This is a genomic window from Streptomyces sp. NBC_00425 (assembly GCF_036030735.1).
Lineage (GTDB): Bacteria > Actinomycetota > Actinomycetes > Streptomycetales > Streptomycetaceae > Streptomyces.
The window spans coordinates 6,449,482-6,471,899 of the sequence record NZ_CP107928.1; the positions used below are offsets into that span (position 1 = coordinate 6,449,482).

The 22,418-nt window shown below is 71.7% G+C and carries 24 protein-coding genes; 10 read left to right on the forward strand and 14 right to left on the reverse strand.

The annotated features are described in order from the left end of the window. Positions 1-27 precede the first annotated feature (27 nt). Together OHS82_RS28155 and OHS82_RS28160 are read left to right on the forward strand one after the other, a co-directional pair. A complete protein-coding gene (locus tag OHS82_RS28155) occupies positions 28-1,428 on the forward strand; it encodes a sensor histidine kinase (protein WP_328436115.1) in 1,401 nt (466 codons plus the stop codon). Further along, complete coding sequence (locus OHS82_RS28160; RefSeq protein ID WP_328434764.1) at positions 1,425-2,102, forward strand: response regulator transcription factor; 678 nt, start codon at positions 1,425-1,427, stop codon at positions 2,100-2,102. Before OHS82_RS28155 ends, OHS82_RS28160 begins: the two co-directional genes overlap by 4 nt. Before the next feature lie 4 nt (positions 2,103-2,106). Here OHS82_RS28160 and OHS82_RS28165 read toward each other — a convergent pair whose 3' ends face one another. After that, positions 2,107-3,069: a hypothetical protein gene (locus OHS82_RS28165; protein WP_328434765.1), complete on the reverse strand. Its 963-nt coding sequence runs from the start codon at positions 3,067-3,069 to the stop codon at positions 2,107-2,109. Beyond that, positions 3,017-3,619, reverse strand: a complete 603-nt coding sequence (locus OHS82_RS28170; protein ID WP_057574743.1) for a SigE family RNA polymerase sigma factor — start codon at positions 3,617-3,619, stop codon at positions 3,017-3,019. The genes OHS82_RS28165 and OHS82_RS28170 overlap by 53 nt, the downstream gene beginning before the upstream one ends. Positions 3,620-3,699: 80 nt before the next feature. On the opposite strand from OHS82_RS28170, the gene OHS82_RS28175 reads away from it, so the two are divergent. Both OHS82_RS28175 and OHS82_RS28180 read left to right on the forward strand, forming a co-directional pair. Continuing rightward, positions 3,700-4,149 (forward strand): protein-tyrosine phosphatase family protein, encoded by a 450-nt coding sequence (locus tag OHS82_RS28175; protein WP_057574744.1) that lies wholly within the window; start codon positions 3,700-3,702, stop codon positions 4,147-4,149. A 72-nt stretch (positions 4,150-4,221) separates the two neighbouring features. Beyond that, complete coding sequence (locus OHS82_RS28180; protein WP_057574745.1) at positions 4,222-5,172, forward strand: FAD-dependent oxidoreductase; 951 nt, start codon at positions 4,222-4,224, stop codon at positions 5,170-5,172. Between the two features lie 12 nt (positions 5,173-5,184). Here the strand turns inward: OHS82_RS28180 and OHS82_RS28185 are convergent, their stop codons facing one another. Continuing rightward, positions 5,185-6,402 carry a GNAT family N-acetyltransferase gene (locus OHS82_RS28185; RefSeq protein ID WP_057574746.1) on the reverse strand — a complete coding sequence of 406 codons (1,218 nt, stop codon included), beginning with the start codon at positions 6,400-6,402 and terminating at the stop codon, positions 5,185-5,187. Positions 6,403-6,592: 190 nt separating this feature from the next. On the opposite strand from OHS82_RS28185, the gene recO reads away from it, so the two are divergent. From recO to OHS82_RS28200, 3 genes are all read left to right on the forward strand, one after another. Next, positions 6,593-7,342: a DNA repair protein RecO gene (gene recO, locus OHS82_RS28190; protein WP_057574747.1), complete on the forward strand. Its 750-nt coding sequence runs from the start codon at positions 6,593-6,595 to the stop codon at positions 7,340-7,342. A 31-nt stretch (positions 7,343-7,373) separates the two neighbouring features. Next, a complete protein-coding gene (locus OHS82_RS28195) occupies positions 7,374-8,225 on the forward strand; it encodes an isoprenyl transferase (protein WP_057574748.1) in 852 nt (283 codons plus the stop codon). A 180-nt stretch (positions 8,226-8,405) separates the two neighbouring features. Beyond that, positions 8,406-8,630 (forward strand): hypothetical protein, encoded by a 225-nt coding sequence (locus OHS82_RS28200; protein ID WP_328434766.1) that lies wholly within the window; start codon positions 8,406-8,408, stop codon positions 8,628-8,630. Between the two features lie 100 nt (positions 8,631-8,730). Here OHS82_RS28200 and OHS82_RS28205 read toward each other — a convergent pair whose 3' ends face one another. From OHS82_RS28205 to OHS82_RS28220, 4 genes are read right to left on the reverse strand one after another with little or no spacing between them, the layout of a single operon-like run. After that, positions 8,731-9,150: a Fur family transcriptional regulator gene (locus OHS82_RS28205; RefSeq protein ID WP_057574750.1), complete on the reverse strand. Its 420-nt coding sequence runs from the start codon at positions 9,148-9,150 to the stop codon at positions 8,731-8,733. 59 nt (positions 9,151-9,209) lie between these two features. Next, positions 9,210-10,112, reverse strand: a complete 903-nt coding sequence (locus OHS82_RS28210; protein ID WP_328434767.1) for a metal ABC transporter permease — start codon at positions 10,110-10,112, stop codon at positions 9,210-9,212. Beyond that, positions 10,112-10,888 carry a metal ABC transporter ATP-binding protein gene (locus tag OHS82_RS28215; RefSeq protein ID WP_057574752.1) on the reverse strand — a complete coding sequence of 259 codons (777 nt, stop codon included), beginning with the start codon at positions 10,886-10,888 and terminating at the stop codon, positions 10,112-10,114. The genes OHS82_RS28210 and OHS82_RS28215 overlap by 1 nt, the downstream gene beginning before the upstream one ends. 17 nt (positions 10,889-10,905) lie before the next feature. Continuing rightward, a complete protein-coding gene (locus tag OHS82_RS28220; RefSeq protein ID WP_057574753.1) occupies positions 10,906-11,862 on the reverse strand; it encodes a metal ABC transporter substrate-binding protein in 957 nt (318 codons plus the stop codon). Between the two features lie 207 nt (positions 11,863-12,069). Here OHS82_RS28220 and OHS82_RS28225 point away from each other — a divergent pair, with 207 nt between their 5' ends. Next, positions 12,070-13,452 (forward strand): glycine--tRNA ligase, encoded by a 1,383-nt coding sequence (locus tag OHS82_RS28225; protein ID WP_057574754.1) that lies wholly within the window; start codon positions 12,070-12,072, stop codon positions 13,450-13,452. 65 nt (positions 13,453-13,517) lie between these two features. Here the strand turns inward: OHS82_RS28225 and OHS82_RS28230 are convergent, their stop codons facing one another. Both OHS82_RS28230 and OHS82_RS28235 read right to left on the reverse strand, forming a co-directional pair. Next, the gene (locus OHS82_RS28230; RefSeq protein ID WP_328434768.1) at positions 13,518-13,898 is read right to left on the reverse strand and encodes a hypothetical protein; all 381 of its coding nucleotides are present in this window, start codon (positions 13,896-13,898) and stop codon (positions 13,518-13,520) included. Between the two features lie 288 nt (positions 13,899-14,186). Further along, positions 14,187-15,299, reverse strand: a complete 1,113-nt coding sequence (locus tag OHS82_RS28235; RefSeq protein ID WP_328434769.1) for an endonuclease/exonuclease/phosphatase family protein — start codon at positions 15,297-15,299, stop codon at positions 14,187-14,189. Between the two features lie 276 nt (positions 15,300-15,575). Between OHS82_RS28235 and OHS82_RS28240 the strand changes: the two genes are divergently transcribed. Beyond that, on the forward strand, positions 15,576-16,586 hold the full coding sequence (locus OHS82_RS28240; RefSeq protein WP_057574757.1) for an aldo/keto reductase: 1,011 nt from the start codon (positions 15,576-15,578) through the stop codon (positions 16,584-16,586). 25 nt (positions 16,587-16,611) lie between these two features. Further along, complete coding sequence (locus OHS82_RS28245; protein WP_057574758.1) at positions 16,612-17,208, forward strand: TetR family transcriptional regulator; 597 nt, start codon at positions 16,612-16,614, stop codon at positions 17,206-17,208. 40 nt (positions 17,209-17,248) lie between these two features. On the opposite strand, the gene OHS82_RS28250 is transcribed toward OHS82_RS28245, so the two are convergent. The 5 genes from OHS82_RS28250 to OHS82_RS28270 form a co-directional block, all read right to left on the reverse strand. After that, entirely contained in the window at positions 17,249-18,469 is a 1,221-nt protein-coding gene (locus tag OHS82_RS28250) for a sialidase family protein (RefSeq protein WP_057574759.1), read from the reverse strand. Further along, a complete protein-coding gene (locus tag OHS82_RS28255) occupies positions 18,457-19,023 on the reverse strand; it encodes an RICIN domain-containing protein (RefSeq protein ID WP_328434770.1) in 567 nt (188 codons plus the stop codon). Before OHS82_RS28255 ends, OHS82_RS28250 begins: the two co-directional genes overlap by 13 nt. A gap of 111 nt (positions 19,024-19,134) precedes the next feature. Next, positions 19,135-20,157, reverse strand: coding sequence for an AraC family transcriptional regulator (locus tag OHS82_RS28260; protein WP_328434771.1), 1,023 nt, complete (start codon positions 20,155-20,157; stop codon positions 19,135-19,137). A gap of 302 nt (positions 20,158-20,459) precedes the next feature. After that, on the reverse strand, positions 20,460-20,681 hold the full coding sequence (locus tag OHS82_RS28265; protein ID WP_057574761.1) for a hypothetical protein: 222 nt from the start codon (positions 20,679-20,681) through the stop codon (positions 20,460-20,462). A gap of 191 nt (positions 20,682-20,872) precedes the next feature. Next, positions 20,873-22,321 carry an MFS transporter gene (locus OHS82_RS28270; protein ID WP_328434772.1) on the reverse strand — a complete coding sequence of 483 codons (1,449 nt, stop codon included), beginning with the start codon at positions 22,319-22,321 and terminating at the stop codon, positions 20,873-20,875. Positions 22,322-22,418 lie beyond the last annotated feature (97 nt).

Genomic DNA, 22,418 nt, shown 5'->3' on the forward strand with positions numbered 1-22,418 from the left:
GCGCGTGCCCGGCGGGGCGAGCGGATCATGACGGTGATCAACCGCGATCCCCGCACCGCCCCGCACCGCACCCGCACCGACGCACTGCTGGCCGCGGCGACGGCCCTGTTCGCCACGGCCGTAGCCCTCGCCGGCGATGAGGGCCGTCCGCACGCACTCGGCTGGACGCTGCTGCTCGCGGGCCACGTGCCACTCGTGTGGCGCCGCCGCGCCCCGCTGACGGCCCTGCTCGTGGTGGTGGCCTGCATCGTGCCGTACCACGTCCTCGACTACGATCACGACGCGCCCCTCGCCGTGACCATGGTGGCGCTCTACACCGTCGCGGCGAGCGGCACGGCACGCCGCACGCTGCTCACGGGCGCCGCCGTCCTCGGCGTGACCCTGGTCGCCAACGCCCTCACCAACCCCGACGGGGTGCTGGAGGTGCTGCGGATCTCCGGCTGGGTCATCGCCGTGCTGTTCTGCGGCATGAGCGCCCGCTTCTACCGCCAGTACGTCGCCGCCATCGTGGAGCGCGCCGAGCGCGCGGAGCGCACCCGAGACGAGGAGGCCCGCCGCCGGGTCGCCGAGGAGCGTCTGCGCATCGCCCGTGACCTGCACGATCTGCTGGCGCACACCATCACCCTGGTCGGTGTGCAGACCTCCGTCGCCGCCCACGTCCTGACGGCGGACCCCGAGCGGCTCGACCGCGCGGCCGTGGCCAAGGCCCTCGACGACATCGCCGAGACCTGTCGCAGTGCGCGCGCCGAGATCCGTACGACGCTGGAGGTGCTGCGCGAGAACGGCGCCCTCGACGCGCGCGGGCCGCTCCCCGGCCTGCACGGCCTGGCCGACCTCGTGGAGACGGCTCGGGCGGCCGGGGCGCAGGTCGACCTCTCGGTGCAGGTGACGTCGCCGCAAACCCCGCCGTCGGTCGGCGCGGCCGTCTACCGGATCGTCCAGGAAGCGCTGACCAACGCGGTCCGGCACGGCGGACGGCACGGTGCGCCGGTGGGGGTGCGGGTACGGGTGTACGAGACACGGGGCGCGGTGCGGGTCGAGATCACCGACGACGGGGCGGGCGGCGCCGGCACGGCGGACAGCGGCACGCCGGTCGCCGGTACCGGTGCGGCGGGACTCGGTACGGGAACGGCCGGTGTCGGTACCGGTACGACAGGCCTCGGTACCGGTGCGGCATGCGCCGGCGTCAGGAGTGCCGGCCCGAACGCCGCCGCCCCGAGCGTCGCGACGGGGGCCGACGCGCGGGTGGCCCCGGGTGCGGACACGGGCGTCGACCGGTCCGGGGTCGACGACGAGGCGCGGGGCTTCGGTCTCGTGGGCATGCGCGAACGCGCCCGCAGTGTCGGCGGGACGCTGACCGCGGGTCCGCGGGACGACGGGAGGGGCTTCGCGGTGAGCGCCGTGCTGCCGACGGGGGAGAGCCGATGACCGCGAGCCGGACGATCCGGGTGCTGCTGGCCGACGACCAGACCCTGGTCCGGGCCGCGTTCGCGATGCTCGTCGACTCCGCGCCGGACATGGAGGTCGTCGGGCAGGCCGGGACCGGCCGGGAGGCGCTGGCGGGGGCCCGCGGCGAGCGGCCCGACCTCGTCGTGATGGACATCCGCATGCCCGATCTCGACGGCATCGAGGCGACCCGGCTGATCGCCGCCGACGAGGCCCTGACCGGGGTCCGCGTACTGGTCCTGACCACGTACGACACGGACGCGAACATCGTCGAGGCGCTCCGCGCGGGCGCTTCCGGGTTCCTGGTGAAGGACACCCGGCCCGCCGAACTCCTGGACGCCATCCGCACGGTCGCCGCCGGCGAGGCGTTGCTGTCGCCAGGGCCGACGGCCCGGCTGATCGCCCGGTTCCTGCGCAGTCCCGCCGGCCCACCCGCGGTCGGCGGACCGGAGGGACTCTCCGAGCGGGAGCGCGAGGTGCTCGCCCTCGTCGCGCGCGGGCTGACCAACACCGAGATCGGCGAGGCGCTGGGCCTCAGCCCGCTCACCGCCAAGACCCACGTCAGCCGGATCATGGGCAAACTGGGCGCCCGGGACCGGGCCCAACTGGTCATCGTGGCCTACGAGTCGGGACTGGTGACACCGGGCAGGGCGTGACCGCCTACGGCAGCGTCCGGTGGTACGTGCTGTCCGTGTCGGAGTCGTAGACGAGCGTGCCCGCGCCGTCGTAACCCTTGACGTGCGGGGCCAGGGTGACCTGTCGGTCCAGCATTCCGGCGGCCACGAACCAGCCGTGGTCGAGCGTGGCGGCGACCGGGCCCGCGTCGCCGTAGGAGACGGTCACCTTGGTCACCGACGGCTCGACGGTGCCGATGGCCGCCCAGCGGAACGGCAGCTTCCAATGCCCCTTGTCGAGGTACGACTGCTGGTACAGGGCGCCGCCGTTGGCATCGGGCACCACCACGCCCACGTTCGCCGGGTTCGCGTCGCTCGAGCTGACGCTGATGCCGGAGCCCACGCCGCCCTCGATGTCGCACACCACCCGGAAGCCGGCCGGCTGTTCCTTCACGCCGACGACGTGGAAGCCGTCACCGGGGGCGTTGGAGTCGCCCGTGCTCTTCGCGGCGAGGATGATCCGGTAGTCCCGGGCCTTGCCCAGCCGGGCCTTCGTCCCGCCCTCGGCTTTCAGGCACGCTGCCAGACCGTCAGCCGCCTGCGTGAAGGTGATCCCGTCCAGCAGCTGACCGTCCGTCGCCGGCCGCGCGGGCCCGGAGGCGCCGCCGCCCGCCGCCGGGCCCCCCGTCGAGCCCGTCGTCGTGCCTCCCGTCGTGCCCGGGTTCGCGGCCGTGCCGCCCGGGACGCTCGCCGACGGCTTCGTCGCCGCCGTGTCGGAGCCCCGCCCCCCGCTCCCGCCGGCCACGGCGTACGCCCCCACCGGCACGGCGGCCAGCGTCGCCAGCACCGCACCGGCCAGCGCCACGCGCCGCCGCCGCTCGGCCAGTCCCCGCTGCCGGATCGCCGGATACGGCGCCGGTGACGGGCTGATGGTGTACGCGTCCTCCGCGAGCAGCTCACGCATCCGCGCCTCGAACCCGAAGTCCTCGTGCCCGCCTGTCTCGTTCACCGCTGTCTCCCCGCTCTCCTTGCTCTGCCTGCCCCCGACCGTCCGCCGACGTGCGGCCCGCGGACAGTCCCGGATACGTTCGCAACTTGGCCAGACCCTTCGACGCCTGGCTCTTGACCGTGCCGGTCGAGCAGCCGAGCACCTCGGCCACCTCCGCCTCGGAGAGGTCCTCCCAGTACCGGAGCACCACCACCGCCCGTTGCCTGGGCGGCAGTTGGGCGAGTCCGGCGAGCAGCGAGCCACGCTCCTCCACCCGCCCCGCGCCCTCGTCGAGCCCCGCCCGGTCCGGCGGCGCCGCGGTCAGCGCCTCGGTGACCCGCCGCTTGCGGAACCGGTCGCTGTTGCACGTGACCAGCATCCGCCGCACGTACGCCTCCGGGCTGTCGCTGCGCGATATCCGCCGCCACGACCGGTACGCCTTGGCCAGCGCGGTCTGCGTCAGGTCCTCCGCGTGATGGACGTCCCCCGTGAGCAGATACGCGGTTCGCACGAGCCGGGACCACCGCGCTCTGACGAACTCGTGGAACCGGTCCTCTTGTTCGGCCTGCATCAAGCACCCTCCTCGCCCCCCAGACCACCGGGGGGTCCGAATCGGTTGCCCGGTCCCGGCGAACGCGTTGGAATGGAGTGATGCACAAGGACGCATGGGCCTGGAGTGAGGACGCCCCCGGAGTGCTCGCCCTGCCCTCCGGCCGGCTGATCCGCGGCCGCGGCCTGCGCCGCCCGCTCGACCCGTCGGCGCCCGCCCCCGCCTACGGCCTCTACCTGCTGGGCCGGCGCCCCCCGGCGGCGCCCTGGGAGTCCCGCTGGGTCCACTGGCCCGACTTCCGCCTCCCCGCCGACCGCGGCGACGCCCGCACGGCCCTCACCGAGGCGTGGCGCCGGGCGGCCGACGAACGCGTGGAGATCGCCTGCTTCGGCGGCCGCGGCCGCACCGGCACCGCCCTCGCCTGCCTGGCCGTCCTGGACGGCGTCCCCCCGAAGGAAGCGGTCGCCTTCGTCCGCCGCCACTACGACCGCCACGCGGTGGAGACGCCTTGGCAACGGCGCTACGTACGGCGGTTCGGCGCTCCGGCGTAGCGCAGCGCCGCGGCTAGACTGACCGCTCCTCGGGACGGACACACGAGCCGGGGGCCTGTCGAGGAGGTCAGGATGCCGGCACCCGCGGTAGTGATCGGTGCCGGCGTGGTCGGCCTCACCACGGCGGTCAGCCTCGCGGAGGCGGGCCGGGACGTGCGGGTGGACGCCGAACTGCTTCCCGGCGCCACGACCTCGGCCGCCGCGGGCGCCTCGTGGGATCCGTTTCTGGCCGAACCCGCCGACCTGGTGGAGCGCTGGAGCAAGGAAACGCTGAGCCTTCTGCTGGAGCTCGCAACCGACGACGGCACGGGGGTCCGTCTCGTCGAAGGCACGCACGAGTCCCGCGTGCCGCGGGATGTGCCGGCATGGGCTCCCTGGGTGGATGCCGGACCGTGTGCACCAGGGGATCTGCGCCCGGGTTATGTCGAGGGGTGGCGCTACCGTGCTCCCGTCGTCGACATGCCCAGGTACATGGGCTATCTCGCCGACCGGTTGGCACAGGCCGGCGGGCGGCTGCGACAGCACCGCTACGCCTCACTCGAAGAGGCGCTGTCGGAGGCGCCCGTCATCGTGAACTGCACGGGAACCGGCGCGCGAGCCCTGGTCGGGGACTCGTCCGTGGAGGCGGTACGCGGCCAACTCGTCGTGGTCGAGAACCCCGGCATCACGACGTTCTTCTGTGACGACACCCCGGAAGCCGACGAACTCACGTATTTCTACCCGCAGTCCGACGTGGTGGTCCTGGGCGGTACCTCGGACCGGGGGAACTGGGATCTGCGACCCGATGGCGCTGCCGCCGCGGACATCCTCCGACGGTGTGCGCAGATCGAGCCTTCCCTCGCTGACGCCCGGGTGGTGGGGCACCGCGTCGGTCTCAGGCCGGTCAGGCCCCGGGTCCGGCTGGACACGGAAAACCGTGACGGCGCACTGGTCCTGCACAACTACGGCCATGGAGGCGCCGGGCTGACCCTGTCCTGGGGATGCGCCCGTGAGGCCGTCGACCTGCTGCACGCCGCCGAGTAGAGGAGCCGTCGCTCACTCCCTGACCTGCCACTGACGGCGCCCTGCCGTCCCCGCCTCGGGACCTCGACGGTAGAGATACAGCCAGGTCCGGGCGGAGAGCGCACAGGCGAGCGCGGCGGTCCAGGGCCAGCTGGTGGTGTCCGTAGCCACGACGGCCGCTCCGATGAGGGGCGAGGCCGCCGTGAACGCCATGAGAACGATCTCCACGATGCTCTTGCGGAACCGGTGGGCGATGGAGAACTCCGACCGCTCGTACCAGGCGATGCCCACGCTCAGCAGGGCGGCCATGACCATCGTCGTCCTCGGATCGCCGCTCGCCTGCGCGTAGGTGACGGGGAGCGAGATGAGGAACGGCAGCACACCGCCGAACTCGGAGAGCACGTTGCCGTATTTCATGATCCTCCCGAACGTGTTCGAGTGGATGCGCGCGAGTTCTCCCGAGGCGCTGGCGTAGACGATCAGGGACAACACTGTGCTGAAGGTCGCGCCGATCAGAAGAAGGCGCACGTCGTCAGGGAATCGTGTCGAGGTGAAGGCGAAACCCAGGAGGAACGTGATCGCCGCCAGTATCGCCCCGGAGAACGCTATGCCCGCCGCGGCCTCACCGGACTGAAGGGTTGCGGGGTCGTCCTGCTCGAAACGCGTGATCTCCAGCGCGGGCTCACCCCGCAGGGACACCAGCGCGGTCACGGCCTGATCCTGCGACCCCAGGGATTCGATCAGTTGAGTCTGCGCGCGCAGGGGGACGAGATACCGCGTGTCGGGGTCTATGTACTCGACGCGTCTCTTGTGCTGGTAGTGGAGGCAGACTCCGTCGGCGTGCCTGCTGGTGCGCATGACGCGAGTGCCGATGAAGCCGCTCTTCAGCAGGAGACCCGACAGCGGGATGTCCGCGATCTCGATCACAGCCGAGACCAACGGGGCCGGACCGACGCGCTCCGAGATGCGCAGTGACAGTTCGTCCAGGAGGCGGAGCGCGATCCCCTGCCGGCGCAGGCCGTCGCGGACGGCAGCCGCCGACAGACGCACATGTCCGGGGGAGGGCCGCTCCGCGGCGACGCATCCGACCACCTCGCCGTCGGACTCGGCGACCCGGACCAGCCCTCCGGCGATCGACTCGGCCAGCAGGGCCGACGACGGAACCTCGGCGGTGTCGCACGTCTCTGCCAGTAATCGGCTCAGTCCCGGCAGATCGTCTGCACGCGCGTCCCGGGTGGACCATGCGCTCACTACGTCGCGCCCCCTCGGCCGTGTGGCCGACGCGCGGGCCACCGCCCCCAGCGCATTCGTCGGCCTGCTCCCCAAGCCGTTCGATCGTACAGATCGGTTGCCGGGCCGTCTCTAGGTCGGGACCGTCCGATCCCGACCTACCCCCGACGCTCGGGCACGCCCTGCTTCGCGCGTAGGCGAGAATGGGGGTATGAGTCTGTTCCGCGATGACGGGATCGTGCTGCGCACCCAGAAGCTGGGTGAGGCGGATCGCATCATCACGCTGCTCACGCGCGGGCACGGGCGGGTGCGGGCGGTGGCGCGGGGGGTGCGGCGGACGAAGTCGAAGTTCGGGGCGCGGCTCGAGCCGTTCTCCCACGTCGACGTGCAGTTCTTCGCGCGGGGCAGCAGCGAGCTGGTCGGACGCGGGCTGCCGCTGTGCACGCAGAGCGAGATCATCGCCCCCTACGGCGGCGGCATCGTCACCGACTACGCCCGCTACACCGCCGGGACGGCCATGCTGGAGACCGCCGAGCGGTTCACCGACCACGAGGGCGAGCCGGCCGTGCAGCAGTACCTGCTGCTCGTGGGCGCGCTGCGGACGCTGGCCCGCGGGGAGCACGCCCCGCACCTGGTGCTGGACGCGTTCCTGCTGCGGTCGCTGGCCGTGAACGGGTACGCCCCCAGCTTCGGGGACTGTGCCAGGTGCGGGATGCCGGGGCCCAACCGGTTCTTCTCGGTCGCCGCCGGCGGCTCCGTGTGCGCGGACTGCCGGGTGGCCGGCAGCGTCGTACCCTCGCCGCAGACCCTGGTGCTCCTGGGCGCGCTGCTCACGGGAGACTGGGAGACGGCCGACGCGTGCGAGCCGCGGCACGTCCGGGAGGGCAGCGGGCTGGTGTCCGCCTATCTGCACTGGCACCTGGAGCGCGGACTGCGCTCCCTTCGGTACGTCGAGAAATAAGCAAGCGAACGTCGAAGGAGACGAGAGGCACATGGTCGTACGCGGGTTCCTGGGGCGGCAGCGTCGGGAGTACAGGACTCCGGAGCCGCACCCGTCCGGCGCTCGGCCGCCGAAGCTCCCCGGTGAGCTGGTCCCCGAGCATGTGGCGATCGTCATGGACGGCAACGGGCGCTGGGCCAAGGAGCGCGGGCTGCCGCGCACCGAGGGGCACAAGGTCGGCGCCGAGCAGGTCCTCGACGTGCTGCAGGGCGCCGTCGAGATGGGCGTGCGCAACATCTCGCTGTACGCCTTCTCCACCGAGAACTGGAAGCGCTCGCCCGACGAGGTCCGCTTCCTGATGAACTTCAACCGGGACTTCATCCGCAAGACCCGCGACACCCTCGACGAGCTCGGCATCCGGGTGCGCTGGGTGGGCCGGATGCCCAAACTGTGGAAGTCGGTCGCCAAGGAGCTCCAGGTCGCCCAGGAGCAGACCAAGGACAACGACCGGCTCACCCTGTACTTCTGCATGAACTACGGCGGCCGGGCCGAGATCGCGGACGCGGCGCAGGCGCTCGCCGAGGACGTGAAGGCCGGCCGGCTCGACCCGTCGAAGGTCAACGAGAAGACCCTCGCGAAGTACCTGTACTACCCGGACATGCCGGACGTGGACCTGTTCCTGCGGCCGAGCGGCGAGCAGCGTACCTCCAACTACCTGATCTGGCAGAGCGCGTACGCGGAGATGGTCTTCCAGGACGTCCTGTGGCCCGACTTCGACCGCCGCGACCTGTGGCGGGCCTGCGTCGAGTTCGCCTCCCGGGACCGCCGTTTCGGCGGCGCCACCCCGAACGAGGTGCTGCTGTCCCTGGAGGGACGGACCCCGGACCAGGAAGTCACCTCGTAGTCGTCGCACGCCCCGGTGACCGACCGGCTGTCGCACCCGGCCGCCACGATCACGGCTCGTCACCGAGGGACCGGGGACGTTCGGCGTGATGTGCGTGGTGTGGCCGGTGCTGATGTACTTCGCGCCGCGGCTGTCGGCCGTGCAGTTGCTGAAGGCGAACCGGCACCACGGCCGGCTCCGGTGTCCGTCGGTCCCGAGGGCGTACGCACCGTGCACGCGCACGCCGATCTGCGCATGGGCTGGGCCGGCTACGGCAGCTACGCGGAGTCGAGCCGGGTCTTCGCCCTGCCCAGTCCCGACAAGGCCGGTCGCTGCGCGATCGTCCTGGTCGAGCGGGGCGCCCGCACCCCGGAGGACGTCGACCGGCTGCGGGCCCTGCTGGACAGTCGGCTGCCGCGCGCCTGACCGTCGCGCACCGGCCCGTGTCCCGGTGTCGTCCTGACGGTCAGGCCGGCACGGGCCGGCACGCAACGGCCGCCCCGGCGGACCGGCGCCGCACGACGGGTCAGCCGCCGGAGGCGCCCGCGCAGTCCGCGCACGTGCCGAAGATCTCCACGGTGTGGGCCACGCTGACGTAGCCGTGCTCCGCCGCGATCGCCTCGGCCCACTTCTCGACCGCCGGGCCCTCCACCTCCACGGCCTTGCCGCAGACCCGGCAGACGAGGTGGTGGTGGTGCTCGCCGGTGGAGCAGCGGCGGTACACCGACTCGCCGTCCGACGTGCGCAGGACGTCGACCTCGCCGGCGTCGGCGAGGGACTGGAGCGTGCGGTACACCGTGGTCAGGCCCACCGAGTCGCCCTTGTGCTTGAGCATGTCGTGCAGTTCCTGAGCGCTGCGGAACTCCTCGACCTCGTCGAGCGCGGCCGCCACCGCGGCACGCTGCCGGGTGGAGCGGCCCCTCACAGGCGGTCCAGCGGTCGTCACCGTCGTCTCCTCACATCTGCGGGTTGCCGGGCCATTGTGCCAGCCGCGGCTGTGCGCAGTCAGACGCCGACCTCGTCACCCGCGTCCCGGGTGGCCGGAATCGTGCACTCGGCCGGGTCGCCGGCGGGTCCCTGCGCGGCCAGGGCGCGGGCGCGGCGGCGGGCCAGCGGGGCGGCCAGCACGCTCAGCGCGATGAACGCGGCGATGGTCAGCAGGACGATCGTCGCACCGGGCGGGACGTCCTGGTAGTAGGAGGTGACCGTGCCGCCGAGGGTCACCGTCACGCCGATCGCGACGGCGATCGCGAAGGTGGCGGCGAAGCTGCGGCTGAGCTGCTGGGCGGCGGCCACGGGGACCACCATCAGCGCGCTGACCAGCAGCAGGCCCACCACCCGCATGGCGACGGTCACGGTCACCGCCGCGGTGACGGCTGTCAGCAGGTTCAGCGCCCGCACGGGCAGGCCCGTCACGCGGGCGAACTCCTCGTCCTGGCTGACCGCGAAGAGCTGGCGGCGCAGGCCCAGGGTGACCGCGACGACGAAGGCCGCGAGCAGACAGATCGCGGTGACGTCCGACTCGGAGACGGTCGACAGGGACCCGAAGAGGTACGACGTCAGGTTGGCGTTGGAGCCGCCGGGCGCGAGGTTGATGAACATCACGCCGCCGGCCATGCCGCCGTAGAAGAGCATGGCGAGGGCGATGTCGCCACGGGTCCTGCCGTACCAGCGGATCAGTTCCATCGCCACCGCGCCCAGGACGGAGACGGCGGTCGCCATCCACACCGGGGAGGCGCCCAGGAGGAAGCCGAGGCCGACGCCGGTCATCGCGACATGGCCGATGCCGTCGCCCATGAGGGCCTGGCGGCGCTGGACGAGGTAGACGCCGACCGCGGGCGCGGTGATGCCGACGAGGACGGCGGCGAGCAGGGCCCGCTGCATGAAGGCGTAGTCGAGGATGTCCATCAGCTCAGCAGTCCCGTGCGGATCGGTTCGACGCCCGCGGGCGCGTGCGGGTGTACGTGGTCGTGGCCGGGGAGGGCGTGCTGCCCGACGGCCGGAGTGGGCGGGCCGTCGTGCAGGACGCAGCCGTCGCGCAGGACGACCGCCCGGTCGATGAGGGGCTCCAGCGGGCCCAGTTCGTGCAGCACGAGCAGGACGGTCGTGCCCGCCGCGACCTGGTCCCTCAGGGTGCGGGCCAGGACCTCCTGGCTGGCGAGGTCGACGCCGGCCATCGGCTCGTCCATGATCAGCAGTTCGGGTTCGGCGGCGAGCGCGCGGGCGATGAGCACGCGCTGGTGCTGGCCGCCGGAGAGGGCGTCCACGTTGTCCTTGGCGCGGTCGGCCATGCCGACGAGGTCCAGGGCCCGGCGGACGGCCGCGTGGTCGGCCTTGCGGAAGACGCCGAAGCGGGTGCGCGAGAGCCGGCCCGAGGAGACGATCTCCGTCACCGTGGCCGGGACGCCGCCCGCGGCCGTCGTGCGCTGCGGCACGTATCCGATCCGCGACCAGTCCCGGAACCGGCGGTGCGCGGTGCCGAACAGCTCGATCTCGCCCGCTTCGATCGCCACCTGGCCGATGACGCTGCGCACGGCCGTCGACTTTCCGGAGCCGTTCGCTCCGAGCAGGGCGACGACCTCACCGCGCCGCACGGTGAGGTCGACGCCCCGCAGCACGGGGCGCGAGCCCAGCTGGGCGCTGACTGCGCGCATCGCGATCACGGGCTCGGCCTTCGTGTCCATGACGCCCTCCGTAGAGATCACTTGGTTCCCAGGGCCGTCTGCAGCGCCTTGAGGTTCGCCTGCTGGACCGAGAAGTAGTCCTTGCCGCGGGACTTGTCCGTGATGCCCTCGATCGGGTCGAGGACGTCCGTCTTCAGTCCGGCGTCGCCGGCGATGGTCTTCGCGGTCTTGTCGCTGACGAGCGTCTCGTAGAACACGGTGGTGACGCCGTCGGCCTTGGCCATCTTCTCAAGCTCCTTCACGCGCGCGGCGCTGGGCTCCGACTCGGGGTCGAGGCCGTTGATGGCCTCCTCGGTCAGGCCGTAGCGCTCGGCGAGGTAGCCGAAGGCGGCGTGGGTGGTGACGAACACCTTGGTCTTCGTGTCCGCCAGCCCGTCCTTGAACTCGGTGTTGAGGTCGCCGAGCTTCTTCACCAGGGTCGCGGTGTTGCTTCTGTAGTCGGCCGCGTGGTCCGGGTCGGCCTTCTCGAAGGCCTTGCCGACGCCCTCGGCGACCTGGGCGTAGCGCACCGGGTCGAGCCAGATGTGCGGGTCGAGGCCGGCCAGCTCCTCGTTCTCGTGGTCGTCGTGCTCGGCCGCGTGGCCGCCGACCTCGTTGCCGTGCTTCTCCAGCGAGGTGAGGGAGGCGGCGTCGATCTTGGTCTTGACCTGGGACTGGGCCACCGCGTCGTCGACGGAGGGCTGGAGGTTCTTCAGGTAGAGCACCGCGTCGGACTCCTGGAGCGCGGCGGTCTGCTTGGCGCTGATCTCCAGGTCGTGCGGCTCCTGGCCGGGCTGGGTGAGACTGGTGACGTGGACGTGGTCCCCGCCTATCTGCTCGGCGAGGAAGGCCATCGGGTAGAACGACGCGACGACGTCGAACTTGTCCGTGTTGGCCGCGGCCGCGCTGTCGGAGGAGCAGGCGGAGAGGGTGCCGAGGCCGAGGGCGGTGGCCGCCGCGACGGCGGTGCCGGATATGAGTCGTCGTGCGTTCATGACAGTCATTTTCAACAAATATGGAAACCGTTGTCAACAAGGCATCGGGCAAGGTGCCGGTAAGGGCCCGGTAAGCCCCGAAGGGCTGCGGTATGGCCGCTGGGGACGGGGTCCCGATTTGGTCGAGGGGGAGCCCCCGCCGGTACCCTGAAGTCTTCGCTGGAAGCACCTCGCTTCGTCGCCCGTCGTCGTTATGAAGAGAGCACCGTGGCCGCCGACAAGATCGACACCATCGTCAGCCTGAGCAAGCGCCGTGGCTTCGTATTCCCCTGCAGTGAGATCTACGGCGGTCAGCGTGCCGCCTGGGACTACGGACCGCTGGGTGTCGAGCTCAAGGAGAACCTGAAGCGCCAGTGGTGGCGCTACATGGTGACGTCGCGCGAGGACGTGGTCGGCATCGACTCGTCCGTCATCCTGGCCCCCGAGGTCTGGGTGGCTTCCGGTCACGTCGCCACCTTCTCCGACCCGCTCACCGAGTGCACCGCCTGTCACAAGAGGTTCCGCGCGGACCACCTGGAAGAGGCGTACGAGGCCAAGCACAAGCGTCTGCCGGAGAACGGCCTGGCCGACGTGAACTGCCCCAACTGCGGCAACAAGGGCCAGTTCACCGAGCCCAAGCAGTTCTCGGGTCTGCTCTCCACCCACCTCGGCCCGACCCAGGACACCGGCTCCATCGCCTACCTGCGGCCCGAGACCGCCCAGGGCATCTTCACCAACTTCGCCCAGGTGCAGACCACTTCGCGCCGCAAGCCGCCGTTCGGCATCGCGCAGATGGGCAAGTCCTTCCGCAACGAGATCACGCCCGGCAACTTCATCTTCCGCACCCGCGAGTTCGAGCAGATGGAGATGGAGTTCTTCGTCAAGCCGGGCGAGGACGAGAAGTGGCAGGAGTACTGGATGGAGCAGCGCTGGAACTGGTACACCGGTCTCGGCATGCGTGAAGAGAACATGCGGTGGTACGACCACCCGAAGGAGAAGCTCTCCCACTACTCCAAGCGCACCGCCGACATCGAGTACCGCTTCCAGTTCGGCGGCAACGAGTGGGGCGAGCTGGAGGGCGTCGCCAACCGCACCGACTACGACCTCTCCGCCCACTCCAAGGCCTCCGGCCAGGACCTCTCCTTCTTCGACCAGGAGGCCGGCGAGCGCTGGACGCCGTACGTCATCGAGCCCGCGGCCGGTGTCGGCCGCGCGATGCTGGCGTTCCTCCTCGACGCCTACGTCGAGGACGAGGCGCCCAACGCCAAGGGCAAGCTGGAGAAGCGCACGGTCCTGCGTCTCGACCACCGCCTCGCCCCGGTGAAGGTCGCGGTCCTGCCGCTGTCCCGCAACCCCGAGCTGTCGCCGAAGGCCAAGGGCCTCGCCGCCGCGCTGCGCCAGAACTGGAACATCGAGTTCGACGACGCCGGCGCGATCGGCCGCCGCTACCGCCGTCAGGACGAGATCGGCACGCCGTTCTGTGTGACGGTCGACTTCGACACCCTCGAGGACAACGCGGTCACCGTCCGCGAGCGTGACTCGATGAAGCAGGAGCGCGTCTCCCTCGACCAGATCGAGGGCTACCTCGCTGCCCGCCTGATCGGCGCGTAACCGCCCACGACGCTCGGCGCCACGAGGCCGGCCCCGACGGGAGTCCCGTCGGGGCCGGCCTCGCGTCATGCCGTGCAGTCCCGCTCACGCTGGTGGCCGCGGAGGAGCACGTCGGCGTCGGTCTCCGCGCTGTAGTCGTAGGCGGCACGGGCCTCGGCGCGCCGCGTCGCGAGCTCGACGCACTGCGGGCAGTCCGGGACCGGCTCGGGCGGACGGCGCAGGCCCAGCATGAACGGGCCGTCCGTCCGCGCCCGCTGGTTCGCCGCGCGCACGCCCGCTTGCAGCCGCTCCCGCTCGGTCGCCGGCCGCAGCGCCGTCGGATCGGCCTGCCACTCCCGGCCGCCGCCGACCGGCCGCAGCATCGCGTAGGGGCCGGAACGGTCCTGGCACTCGCCGAACCTGTCCGTGGCCGGGTCGTAGAGGAGGGTGCCGGGTCGGTGCTGCATGTCGTCCGCTCCTTATACCCAACTTCCGTACATGATGGGAGGGTTGGGATGCTATGGGTGGTGGGGGTCGTCGTCAGGATGGCCCCCGGGCGGGGCCGACATGCCGTCGACGGGGCCTTCGGGGGCGTTCGGCCGCGCAAATTCCACAAATGCGGAAGGGGGCGGGATGCCGGCGAGGAGGGCGGCCGCGGGGCGCGGCCGAGGGCCCCGGCCACGACGCGCGGAGGAACTGCGCCCGCTGCGGGCCGGCAGGGGGCGCAGCTCCGGGCGACGCCGTCTCCTCCGTGCCTACAGGTCGACGTCCACGTAGAGCGCCGCGTGGTCGGAGGCCGCGGTGCCCTTCGAGGTCACCGTGTCGAAGGACTTGATGTCCTTCGCGAAGATGCCGCGGGTCTCAAGGCCGACGTGCTGGACCTCCGGCCACAGCTCGGGGGAGAGCAGGATGTAGTCGAGCTTGTCCCGCTCGCTCCGGCACTCCCCGTGGGTGCCGGGCAGTCCGCGATAGGCGTGATGACTCATCACGTCCCGCAGCCCGGTGTCGCGCAGGACCGTGGCCGGGTCGCTGTCCGGGTCGTCGTTGAGGTCCCCGGCGACGACGACGTGCGGGGTGCGTTCCAGCGCGGCCCGGTAGATCTCCGCGACCCGCTTCGCCTGCGCCAGGCGCAGACCGGGATTGTCCTGGAACTTGCTCTTCAGGTGGTTGCCGAGGACCACCAGGGGCGTCCCGTTGAGCCGGATCTCGAACTCGGGGCAGTCGCGGCTGAAGAGGCGCAGGTCGGGACGTTCGGGGTTGGTGTCGAAGAGGTGGGACCGCACGGACGTGATGGGGTGCCGGCTGAGGATGCCGATGTCGATGCCCCGGGGGTCGTTGCCGTCGATCAGCAGGGCGTAGGGGTACGGCCGCCGGCCGAGCGCCCCGGCCAGCACCTGCGTGTTGAAGCGCTCCAGGGTGAGCCGGTCCTCGACCTCCACGGTCAGCAGGATGTCGGCGTCCACCTCCGAGACCACCCGGCCGGTGTTGCGCACCACGTTCATCTCGAAGTCGTCCTGCCCCAGTTCGGCCCAACCGGCCCACGCGGCACGGCCCTTGGCGGTGACCTGGACGCGGGTGTTCCTTCCGGTGCCCGTCGTTGTGAAGAGCCCGGAGTCCTTGCCCGGCCGTGACTGGTTCACGTAGATCGGCGGCGGGTCCTTCGGGTCGATGTCGTAGGCCCGGTGCTTCTCGACGAGCCCGGCGATCTTCTTCTTGTCGTCGTCCGTGTACACCGGAAGGTCGAGGAGGGCGACCAGCGTGGCGAAGTCGTCCAGGATCTCCTCGCGCTTCGCCGGGTCCTCGACGAGGAAGGCCGTGGGCCGGCGGAAGAGGTTCTCCATGTTGAAGGTGGCGATGCGAATGCTCATGGCAGGCCTCCACGGCGGCGCAGAAGGGCCGCTCGGCCGGCGGCAGGCGCCGCCGAGGTGACTGCGCACCGGCACCTCCCATTGTCCTCGCGTCACCCGCCCCGTCGACCGGGCGGGCCGCGGACCGGACGGTCCGCGAGCCGTGGACCGCATCGAAGAGGCGCCAGTCGGCGGGCGGCGCTCGGTCAGGAGACCGGCGGTCGGCCGGGACACCGGCTGGCGAGTGACGGATGACAGATATTGAAATCTGTCATCCGTCATGGCAGGCTGGTGTGCATGACGATGCGAACCCGTTCCCTCGGCGCCACCGGTCCCCAGGTCTCCGCCCTCGGCCTCGGCTGCATGGGCATGTCCGCGCTGTACGGCGGCGCGGACCGGGCCGAGGGGATCGCGACGATCCACGCGGCCCTGGAGGCCGGCGTGACCCTGCTGGACACCGGCGACTTCTACGGCATGGGCCACAACGAACTGCTGATCGGCGAAGCGCTGCGCACCGCGCCCGCCGCCCGCCGCGAACAGGCCCTGACCAGCGTGAAGTTCGGCGCCCTGCGCGGGCCGGACGGCTCCTGGGCCGGCTACGACGGCCGGCCCGCCGCCGTGAAGAACTTCGCCGCCTACTCCCTCCAGCGCCTGGGAGTCGACCACATCGACGTCTACCGTCTCGCCCGGCTCGACTCCGACGTGCCGATCGAGGAGACGGTCGGTGCGATCGCCGAACTGGTCGAGAAGGGGTACGTGCGGCACATCGGCCTCAGCGAGGTCGGCGCCGAGACCATCCGCAAGGCCGCCGCCACCGCGCCGATCGCCGACCTGCAGATCGAGTACGCGCTGATCTCCCGCGGCATCGAGCAGTCGATCCTGCCGGTCACCCGTGAACTGGGGATCTCCATCACCGCGTACGGCGTGCTGTCGCGCGGGCTGATCTCCGGCCACTTCACCGCCGACCGCCGGCTCGCCGCCGACGACTTCCGGACCCACTCGCCCCGCTTCCAGGGCGACAACCTCCGGCACAACCTGAACCTGGTGGAGGCCCTGCGGAAGATCGCCGAACAGAAGGGCGTCTCCGTCGCGCAGATCGCGATCGCGTGGGTGCTGGCGCAGGGCGAGGACATCGTGCCGCTGATCGGCGCGCGGAGCAGGGAGCGGCTCACGGAGTCGCTGGGCGCGCTGGACGTCGTCCTCGAGGCCGGCGACCTCGCCGCGATCGAGGAGGCCGTCCCGGCCGACGCGGCCGCCGGCGAGCGCTACGCGGCCGCCGCGATGGCCCACCTCGACAGCGAGCGCTGACCCGACCTCCGGGTACGGTCTGAGCATGCCACCGACCACCGAGACCCTGACCGCCGAGCGCATCCTCGAGGCGACCGAGGAGGTGCTGCGCCGGCACGGCCCGGCCAAGGCCACCGTGGTCGACGTGGCCCGCGCGCTCGGCGTCAGCCACGGCAGCGTCTACCGGCACTTCCGTACGAAGGCGGCGCTGCGGGCGGCGGTCACGAAGCGGTGGCTGGACCGGATGTTCGAGACTCTTTCCGTCATCGCCGCCGACGCGTCACGCGCCCCGGAGACCCGGCTGCGCGACTGGCTCGCGGCGCTGTTCGAGGCCAAGCGCCGCAAGGCAGGCGACGACCCCGAACTGTTCGCCACGTACATGGTGCTGACCGGCGAGACCGGCGACGTGGTCGAGGAGCACATCGCCGACCTGACCGGCCAGCTGACCCGGATCATCGAGGCGGGAGTGGCTTCCGGCACGTTCGCCGCCCCCGACCCGCAGTCCGCCGCCCGCGCCGTCTTCCACGCCACCGGCCGCTTCCACGACCCCGGCTACCACCGGGTGTGGGAGCGGCCGGGCGTCGAGGACGACTTCACGGCAGTGGTCGACCTGCTGCTGCGAGGGCTGCGGACCGCTTCCTGAGGCGCGCGGCCCGTCCACCGGCCGCCGCTCGGTCCGGTGTCTACGTGTCGGAGATGTCGAGCGTGCTCACCAGGATGGCCGAGGTGTCGTGCTCCCAGACGACGAAGAACTTGCCGGGCGCGTACTCGTCGGCCATCGGATAGGCGTCCCAGCCCGCGCCGTCGCCGGCCGGAGTCGGGTCGTTGGGGCCGGCGGGGTCGGCGAACTGCTTGCTGCTTCCCCAGACGCCGTCGGCGCTCCTGACCCGGTAGTTCAGAATCTGCCGGACCGGGTCGGTGTCGGTGTTGTAGATCGTCAGATACCGGCCGGCGCTGTCCTTGGTGAAGTAGCTCTTGGAGTCGTTGTTGGGCACGTTGGTGTCCGTGGCGAAGGGGCTCCAGGTCATGCTGACGTTCGTGCCGGTGGTGGTGACGGTGCCGGTGGCGGTCAACGCGAACGTCGCTGTGCCCGGCACGGAGGGAGTGCTGCGGGCGACCAGGAGCAGCTTGTTCTGGTTCTCCTTCGAGACGACGAGTTGCGGTTCGCCGGGCATATTGGCGTTCGGGTTGGCCACGGCGGGGCCGGCCGTCCAGTCCTTGAGGTTCCAGGAGTACAGCACCCCGTTCTCCCTGCCCGACGACCAGTACGGCATGACGTAGAGGTTGTTGGCCATCTGGACGGGGCGTCCGGCGAGGGCGAGGTTCTGCTTGCCGGGGGCGGTCCTGTCGTCGGTCGGGTTCAGCGGCAGGTTGACGGTGAAGTCGTGCCAGGTGTGCCCCCCGTCGGTGCTCTCCTTGGCGACGATGGCGTTGATCGGCAGGCCGCTGCGCTTCGTGATCCCCGTCCGGCCCAGGTACGCGATGATGCGGCTGCCCGTCTTGTACAGCTCGACGTAGTGCCAGGAGTACTCGCTGGTCTCCTGCGCCAGCGTCTTCGGACGGCTCCACGTCGTGCCGCCGTCGGTGGTGTACGAGTACCGGATGTACCCGTGGTCGACGACTGGTTTCCCGGGTTCGTCGGTGATCACCGAGGCGGTGGTGCCCTCGCGCCAGACCACGACCGCGTCGTTCGCGCTGGTGCTGATGATGTCGGGGGTACGGGGCCCGTCGCCCTGGGTCACCGTGTTCCGGTAGACCGTCATCGGGGTGGAGATCGGGGCCGCGGACGCCGGGTCGGGGGCGATGAGGACGGCTGCGACCAACGCGGCCGCCAGGCCGAGGAGTGCGGTCAGCAGGGGCAGCCGGGAGCGCCGCGCGGCCCGCTGTTCTGTCACCAGAGCCATTGCTGATCCCCGTTCGTGCCGCAGTCCCACTGCTGGGCCTCGGTTTTCTCGGCCGTGGCCGTGCCGAGGATGGCCAGGCAGAGTTGGCTGTTCTTGTTCTTCAGCCGGTCGATGTCGTCATGGGCCCAGACCTGCTCGGCGTCGTCGGCGGCGTCGCCTCCGTTGCACGGCCACTGGATGGCGGTGGCGCCCTTGTCCTTGGTGTCCTTCCCCATGGCGAGGCACAGGCCGGTCCCCAGGTTGCGCACCTGGTACCCGTCGGCCACGGGCAGGAGCGCCCAGTACTGGCTGGCGCTGGTGCTGCATCGCCACTGGACCAGCTTGGTTCCCTGAGGCGGGTCGGCGCCGGGCACGGCGAGGCACAATCCGGTGCCCTGGTTGTACAGCCGGGCGTAGACGGGGGTGTCGGCGGCCTCGGCGCTGCTCGCGGTGTCCGCTGCCGTCGCTGCCGTGGCCGCCGACGCCGTGCCGGTGAGCGAGGAGGCGGTGAGCAGGGGCGCGGCCAGCAGGGCGGCGGCCGCCAGGGCGAGGGGCGTCCGGAAGGCCCTACCCATGAAGGACTTCTCTCGACTCGGGTGAAACACGCGTGTTCATCACGGCACCAGCATGCGGGGCGGCCCGGGGGCTGTCCTTAACAACGGGTGCACAGGGAGTTGATGGTGTGTCTACTCGCCCCCCTCGTCCCCCGAAGGAGCCGTCAGCGCCAGGAACCGGTACTCCGTGGGCGACATCCCGTACGTGGCGCGGAAGGCCCGGGTGAAGTCGGAGGCGCGCAGGATGCCCCAGCGGGCGGCGATGACGTGGACCGGCGTGGTGAGCAGCGCGGGGTTCGCCAGATCACGGCGGGCGCCCGCCAGCCGTTGGCTCCGTATCCAGGCCGCGACCGTCTCGCCCGTCCCCTCCTCCTGGAAGAGCCGGTGTAGATAGCTGAGCGAGATGTGGTGCGCGGCGGCGACGACGGGCGGGCGCAGCTCCGGGTCGTGCAGGTGCTGCCGGATGAACGCCCGTACCCGGGTGACCGTGATCCGGCGGTGGGCCTCCGCCGACAGGGCGGCCTCCGCCTCCAGCTCCTGGGCGAGCCACGCGGTCAGCAGGTCGACCAGGACGATGCCCAGACGCGGTGCGTCGGACGGCTGGAGGAAGGCGGCCTGCTGGTCGAGGCCGGTGAGGAAGCCCGTCAGCAGGGCGCCCGTTCCCTGCCGCCCCGACAGCCGTCTGCCCAGCAGCTCCCGGACGCGGGCCGGCGGCAGGGGCAGCAGCGCCCTGGGGACCTCCACGCCCACCCCGGTGACCAGGGGGACGTCCTGGCCGGGCGACGGCTGCATGTCGTAGGGCTCGACGACGTACGGGCGTGAGCTGTCGGACAGCCACAGGTCCTGCGGGCCGTACGTCTCGGACCGCCCCATGTGGTCGAAGCCGAGCCCGCCGCCCAGCACCAGCGACAGGTGGTACTCCTCGGGATCGGACTGCCGCACCAGCCGCGCGTTCCGCCGGTACCGCGTCGGCGACAATTGGACGGGCCACACCCGCACCGCCCCCAGTTCGAGCAACCGCTGCTCCGCCCGGAAGTCCGCGGCGTAGTCGCTGCTGATGTCGCTGGGCGCGATCGTCCGGTCCATCAGGTGACGCCAGTACTCGAACCTGTCCGCCACCGGCACGTCCGCGGTACGGAACGCCGTCCCGATCATTGCGCCCTGCTCTCCGCCCGAGTTCCGGGAGCCCCGTCCCCGTCTCCGCCTGTTTCTGTTTCTGCTTCTGCTTCTGCTTCTGCGGAGGGTACTTCAGCTCTCAGACTGCGGTTCCAGGGCCCCGGACGAGGTCAACTCGCCGCCGCACACCGCCAGAAGTCACGCATCAGCGGCGTCGGGACCGGGTCCGCCATCGCGGTCCGGGTGAGGAGGACGGCGACCTGGTGATCGAGGCGACGCGGAACAGGGAGTCCCCAAACCTCCTCCTTCGTCACCGATACGACCCCCGGGACGCCCGGAGGTCATCGCGACTCGCCGCCGCCTCCCGAGGGATCCACGGTCGCCTGGTGCGCCTGGGCGAGATGCTCCTCCGCCTTCAGCCAGGGCAGGAACTGCGCCCCCGTGCGCCAGCCGCACGTCTCGCAGCTGATGGTGCGCTGCACGCCCGCGCGGCGCACCCGGACGACGTGTCGCCGGCCGTGCTGGTCGAAGCGGCTCACCTTGCTCGTGTTGTTCTCCGGCATGACGTCTCCAGCCTCCGAGGGCATTGCGGCTGCCCCCGCAAGGGCCTCTCGGAGTGTGCAGCACGACCAACATCAACAGGGTTTCCCGGGGGACGACTTGACCAAGCCGTGCTCCGCCGTCGCCGGTGCCGGCGTCTCCGCCGTGGCCGCCGTGCTCCGCCGTGCTCCGCGGAGTCCACGTCCGGCCGGCCTCAGCCCACCTTGCGGGGCAGCCGCAGGCTCAGCAGTCCGGTCACGGCCACCCCGGCCAACTGCACGGCCAGCGTGGTCAGCAGGGCGTCCCGCATGCCCATCCCCGGGACCAGGGAGAGGAACAGGGTGCCGAGAGTGGCCACGCCCAGGGCCAGCGAGGCCTGTTGGGTGGTCACCATCACACCGCTGCCGACGCCCGCCCGGGCCGGCGGCACCTCGGACATCACGATCCGCATCACGACGGGCAGTTGGAGCGCCTGCCCCGCACCGGCGACCGCCGCGCCCGGCAGCAGCTCGACGAAGCCGACGTCCGGCCAGTCGGCGCGCACCGCCAGCACGATCAGCACGACGCCCACGCCCTGCAGCACCGCGCCCGCGGTCACCACCCGCGCCCCGAACCGTGCCACCAGGCGCGGCCCGGCCAGCGAGGCGAGGAAGAACGTCAGCGCCATCGGCGCGAGCGCGAGACCGGCGCGCACCGGGCCCAGTCCCGCCCCGCTCTGCAAGGCGACGGCGATCACGAACATGAACCCGCTGAAGCCGACCGCGAGCGGCGCCATGATCGTCAGGCCGCGACGCAGGGTGGTCAGGGCGAACAGGCTCGGCGGGACCAGCGGTGTGCGGCCCTGCCGGTCGGCCCGCCGCTCCACGGCATAGAACGCGCCGGTGACCAGCGGGAACGCGGCCAGCGACAGCCAGGTCCACAGGGGCCATCCCGCGGCCCGGCCCTCGGTGAGCGGGGCGAGCAGGGTGAGGAGCGCGGCGGCGAGGAGCACGGTGCCAGGTCCGTCCACGGGCTCCGGGCGCTGCGAGCGCGTCTCCGGGACGGTACGGACGGCCAGCATCAGCCCGACGATCACGAACGGCACGTTGACCAGGAACACGGACCGCCAGCCGCTGCCGGCGATGTCGGCGGCGACCAGTACGCCGCCCAGGATCTGGCCCGCCACCATGGACAGCCCGGCGGTCGCGCCGTACAGGCTCATCGCCTTGGCGCGGCGCGGGCCCTCGGTGGCCGACTGGATGGTGGCGAGCACCTGCGGCACCATCGCGGCGGCCGACGCGCCCTGCGCGACCCGTGCCGCGACCAGCGACCACGCGTCGGGAGCGAGCCCGCAGGCCAGCGAGGTCAGGCCGAAGGCGGCCATGCCGCCGAGGAAGAGCCGGCGCCGGCCGAACAGGTCGCCGAGCCGGCCGCCGAGCACGAGCAGCACCGCGTACGCGAGTCCGTACCCGGCGACGACGAGTTCGAGGACGGACTCGCTCGCGGCGAGGTCCCGGCCCATGGTGGGCAGGGCGACGTTGACGATGAAGAAGTCGATGAGGGGGAGTGCCGCGCCGAGCAGCACCGTGAACAGTCCGAGGGGGCCGAGGGCGTGGCCCGGCGCCGGGGCGCCGGCGCCACGGGGGACGGGGACGGTTGCGGGGGTCGAGGTTGTCTGGGTCACGCCGCCGAGCCTGCGCCGCCCCTCAGGCGGGTACCAGAGTCTCCTTATCCTGGTAGAAGGAGTACCTGGCAACAGGATCCGCGCGACGGCAGGCTGG

Coding starts and splice junctions, on each gene's coding strand:
- OHS82_RS28155 (WP_328436115.1), top strand. CDS start 28: ATGACGGTGATCAACCGCGATCCCCGCACCGCCCCGCACCGCACCCGC.
- OHS82_RS28160 (WP_328434764.1), top strand. CDS start 1,425: ATGACCGCGAGCCGGACGATCCGGGTGCTGCTGGCCGACGACCAGACC.
- OHS82_RS28170 (WP_057574743.1), bottom strand. CDS start 3,619: ATGCAGGCCGAACAAGAGGACCGGTTCCACGAGTTCGTCAGAGCGCGG.
- OHS82_RS28175 (WP_057574744.1), top strand. CDS start 3,700: ATGCACAAGGACGCATGGGCCTGGAGTGAGGACGCCCCCGGAGTGCTC.
- OHS82_RS28180 (WP_057574745.1), top strand. CDS start 4,222: ATGCCGGCACCCGCGGTAGTGATCGGTGCCGGCGTGGTCGGCCTCACC.
- recO (WP_057574747.1), top strand. CDS start 6,593: ATGAGTCTGTTCCGCGATGACGGGATCGTGCTGCGCACCCAGAAGCTG.
- OHS82_RS28195 (WP_057574748.1), top strand. CDS start 7,374: ATGGTCGTACGCGGGTTCCTGGGGCGGCAGCGTCGGGAGTACAGGACT.
- OHS82_RS28210 (WP_328434767.1), bottom strand. CDS start 10,112: ATGGACATCCTCGACTACGCCTTCATGCAGCGGGCCCTGCTCGCCGCC.
- OHS82_RS28215 (WP_057574752.1), bottom strand. CDS start 10,888: ATGGACACGAAGGCCGAGCCCGTGATCGCGATGCGCGCAGTCAGCGCC.
- OHS82_RS28220 (WP_057574753.1), bottom strand. CDS start 11,862: ATGAACGCACGACGACTCATATCCGGCACCGCCGTCGCGGCGGCCACC.
- OHS82_RS28230 (WP_328434768.1), bottom strand. CDS start 13,898: ATGCAGCACCGACCCGGCACCCTCCTCTACGACCCGGCCACGGACAGG.
- OHS82_RS28235 (WP_328434769.1), bottom strand. CDS start 15,299: ATGAGCATTCGCATCGCCACCTTCAACATGGAGAACCTCTTCCGCCGG.
- OHS82_RS28240 (WP_057574757.1), top strand. CDS start 15,576: ATGACGATGCGAACCCGTTCCCTCGGCGCCACCGGTCCCCAGGTCTCC.
- OHS82_RS28245 (WP_057574758.1), top strand. CDS start 16,612: ATGCCACCGACCACCGAGACCCTGACCGCCGAGCGCATCCTCGAGGCG.
- OHS82_RS28250 (WP_057574759.1), bottom strand. CDS start 18,469: ATGGCTCTGGTGACAGAACAGCGGGCCGCGCGGCGCTCCCGGCTGCCC.
- OHS82_RS28255 (WP_328434770.1), bottom strand. CDS start 19,023: ATGGGTAGGGCCTTCCGGACGCCCCTCGCCCTGGCGGCCGCCGCCCTG.
- OHS82_RS28260 (WP_328434771.1), bottom strand. CDS start 20,157: ATGATCGGGACGGCGTTCCGTACCGCGGACGTGCCGGTGGCGGACAGG.
- OHS82_RS28265 (WP_057574761.1), bottom strand. CDS start 20,681: ATGCCGGAGAACAACACGAGCAAGGTGAGCCGCTTCGACCAGCACGGC.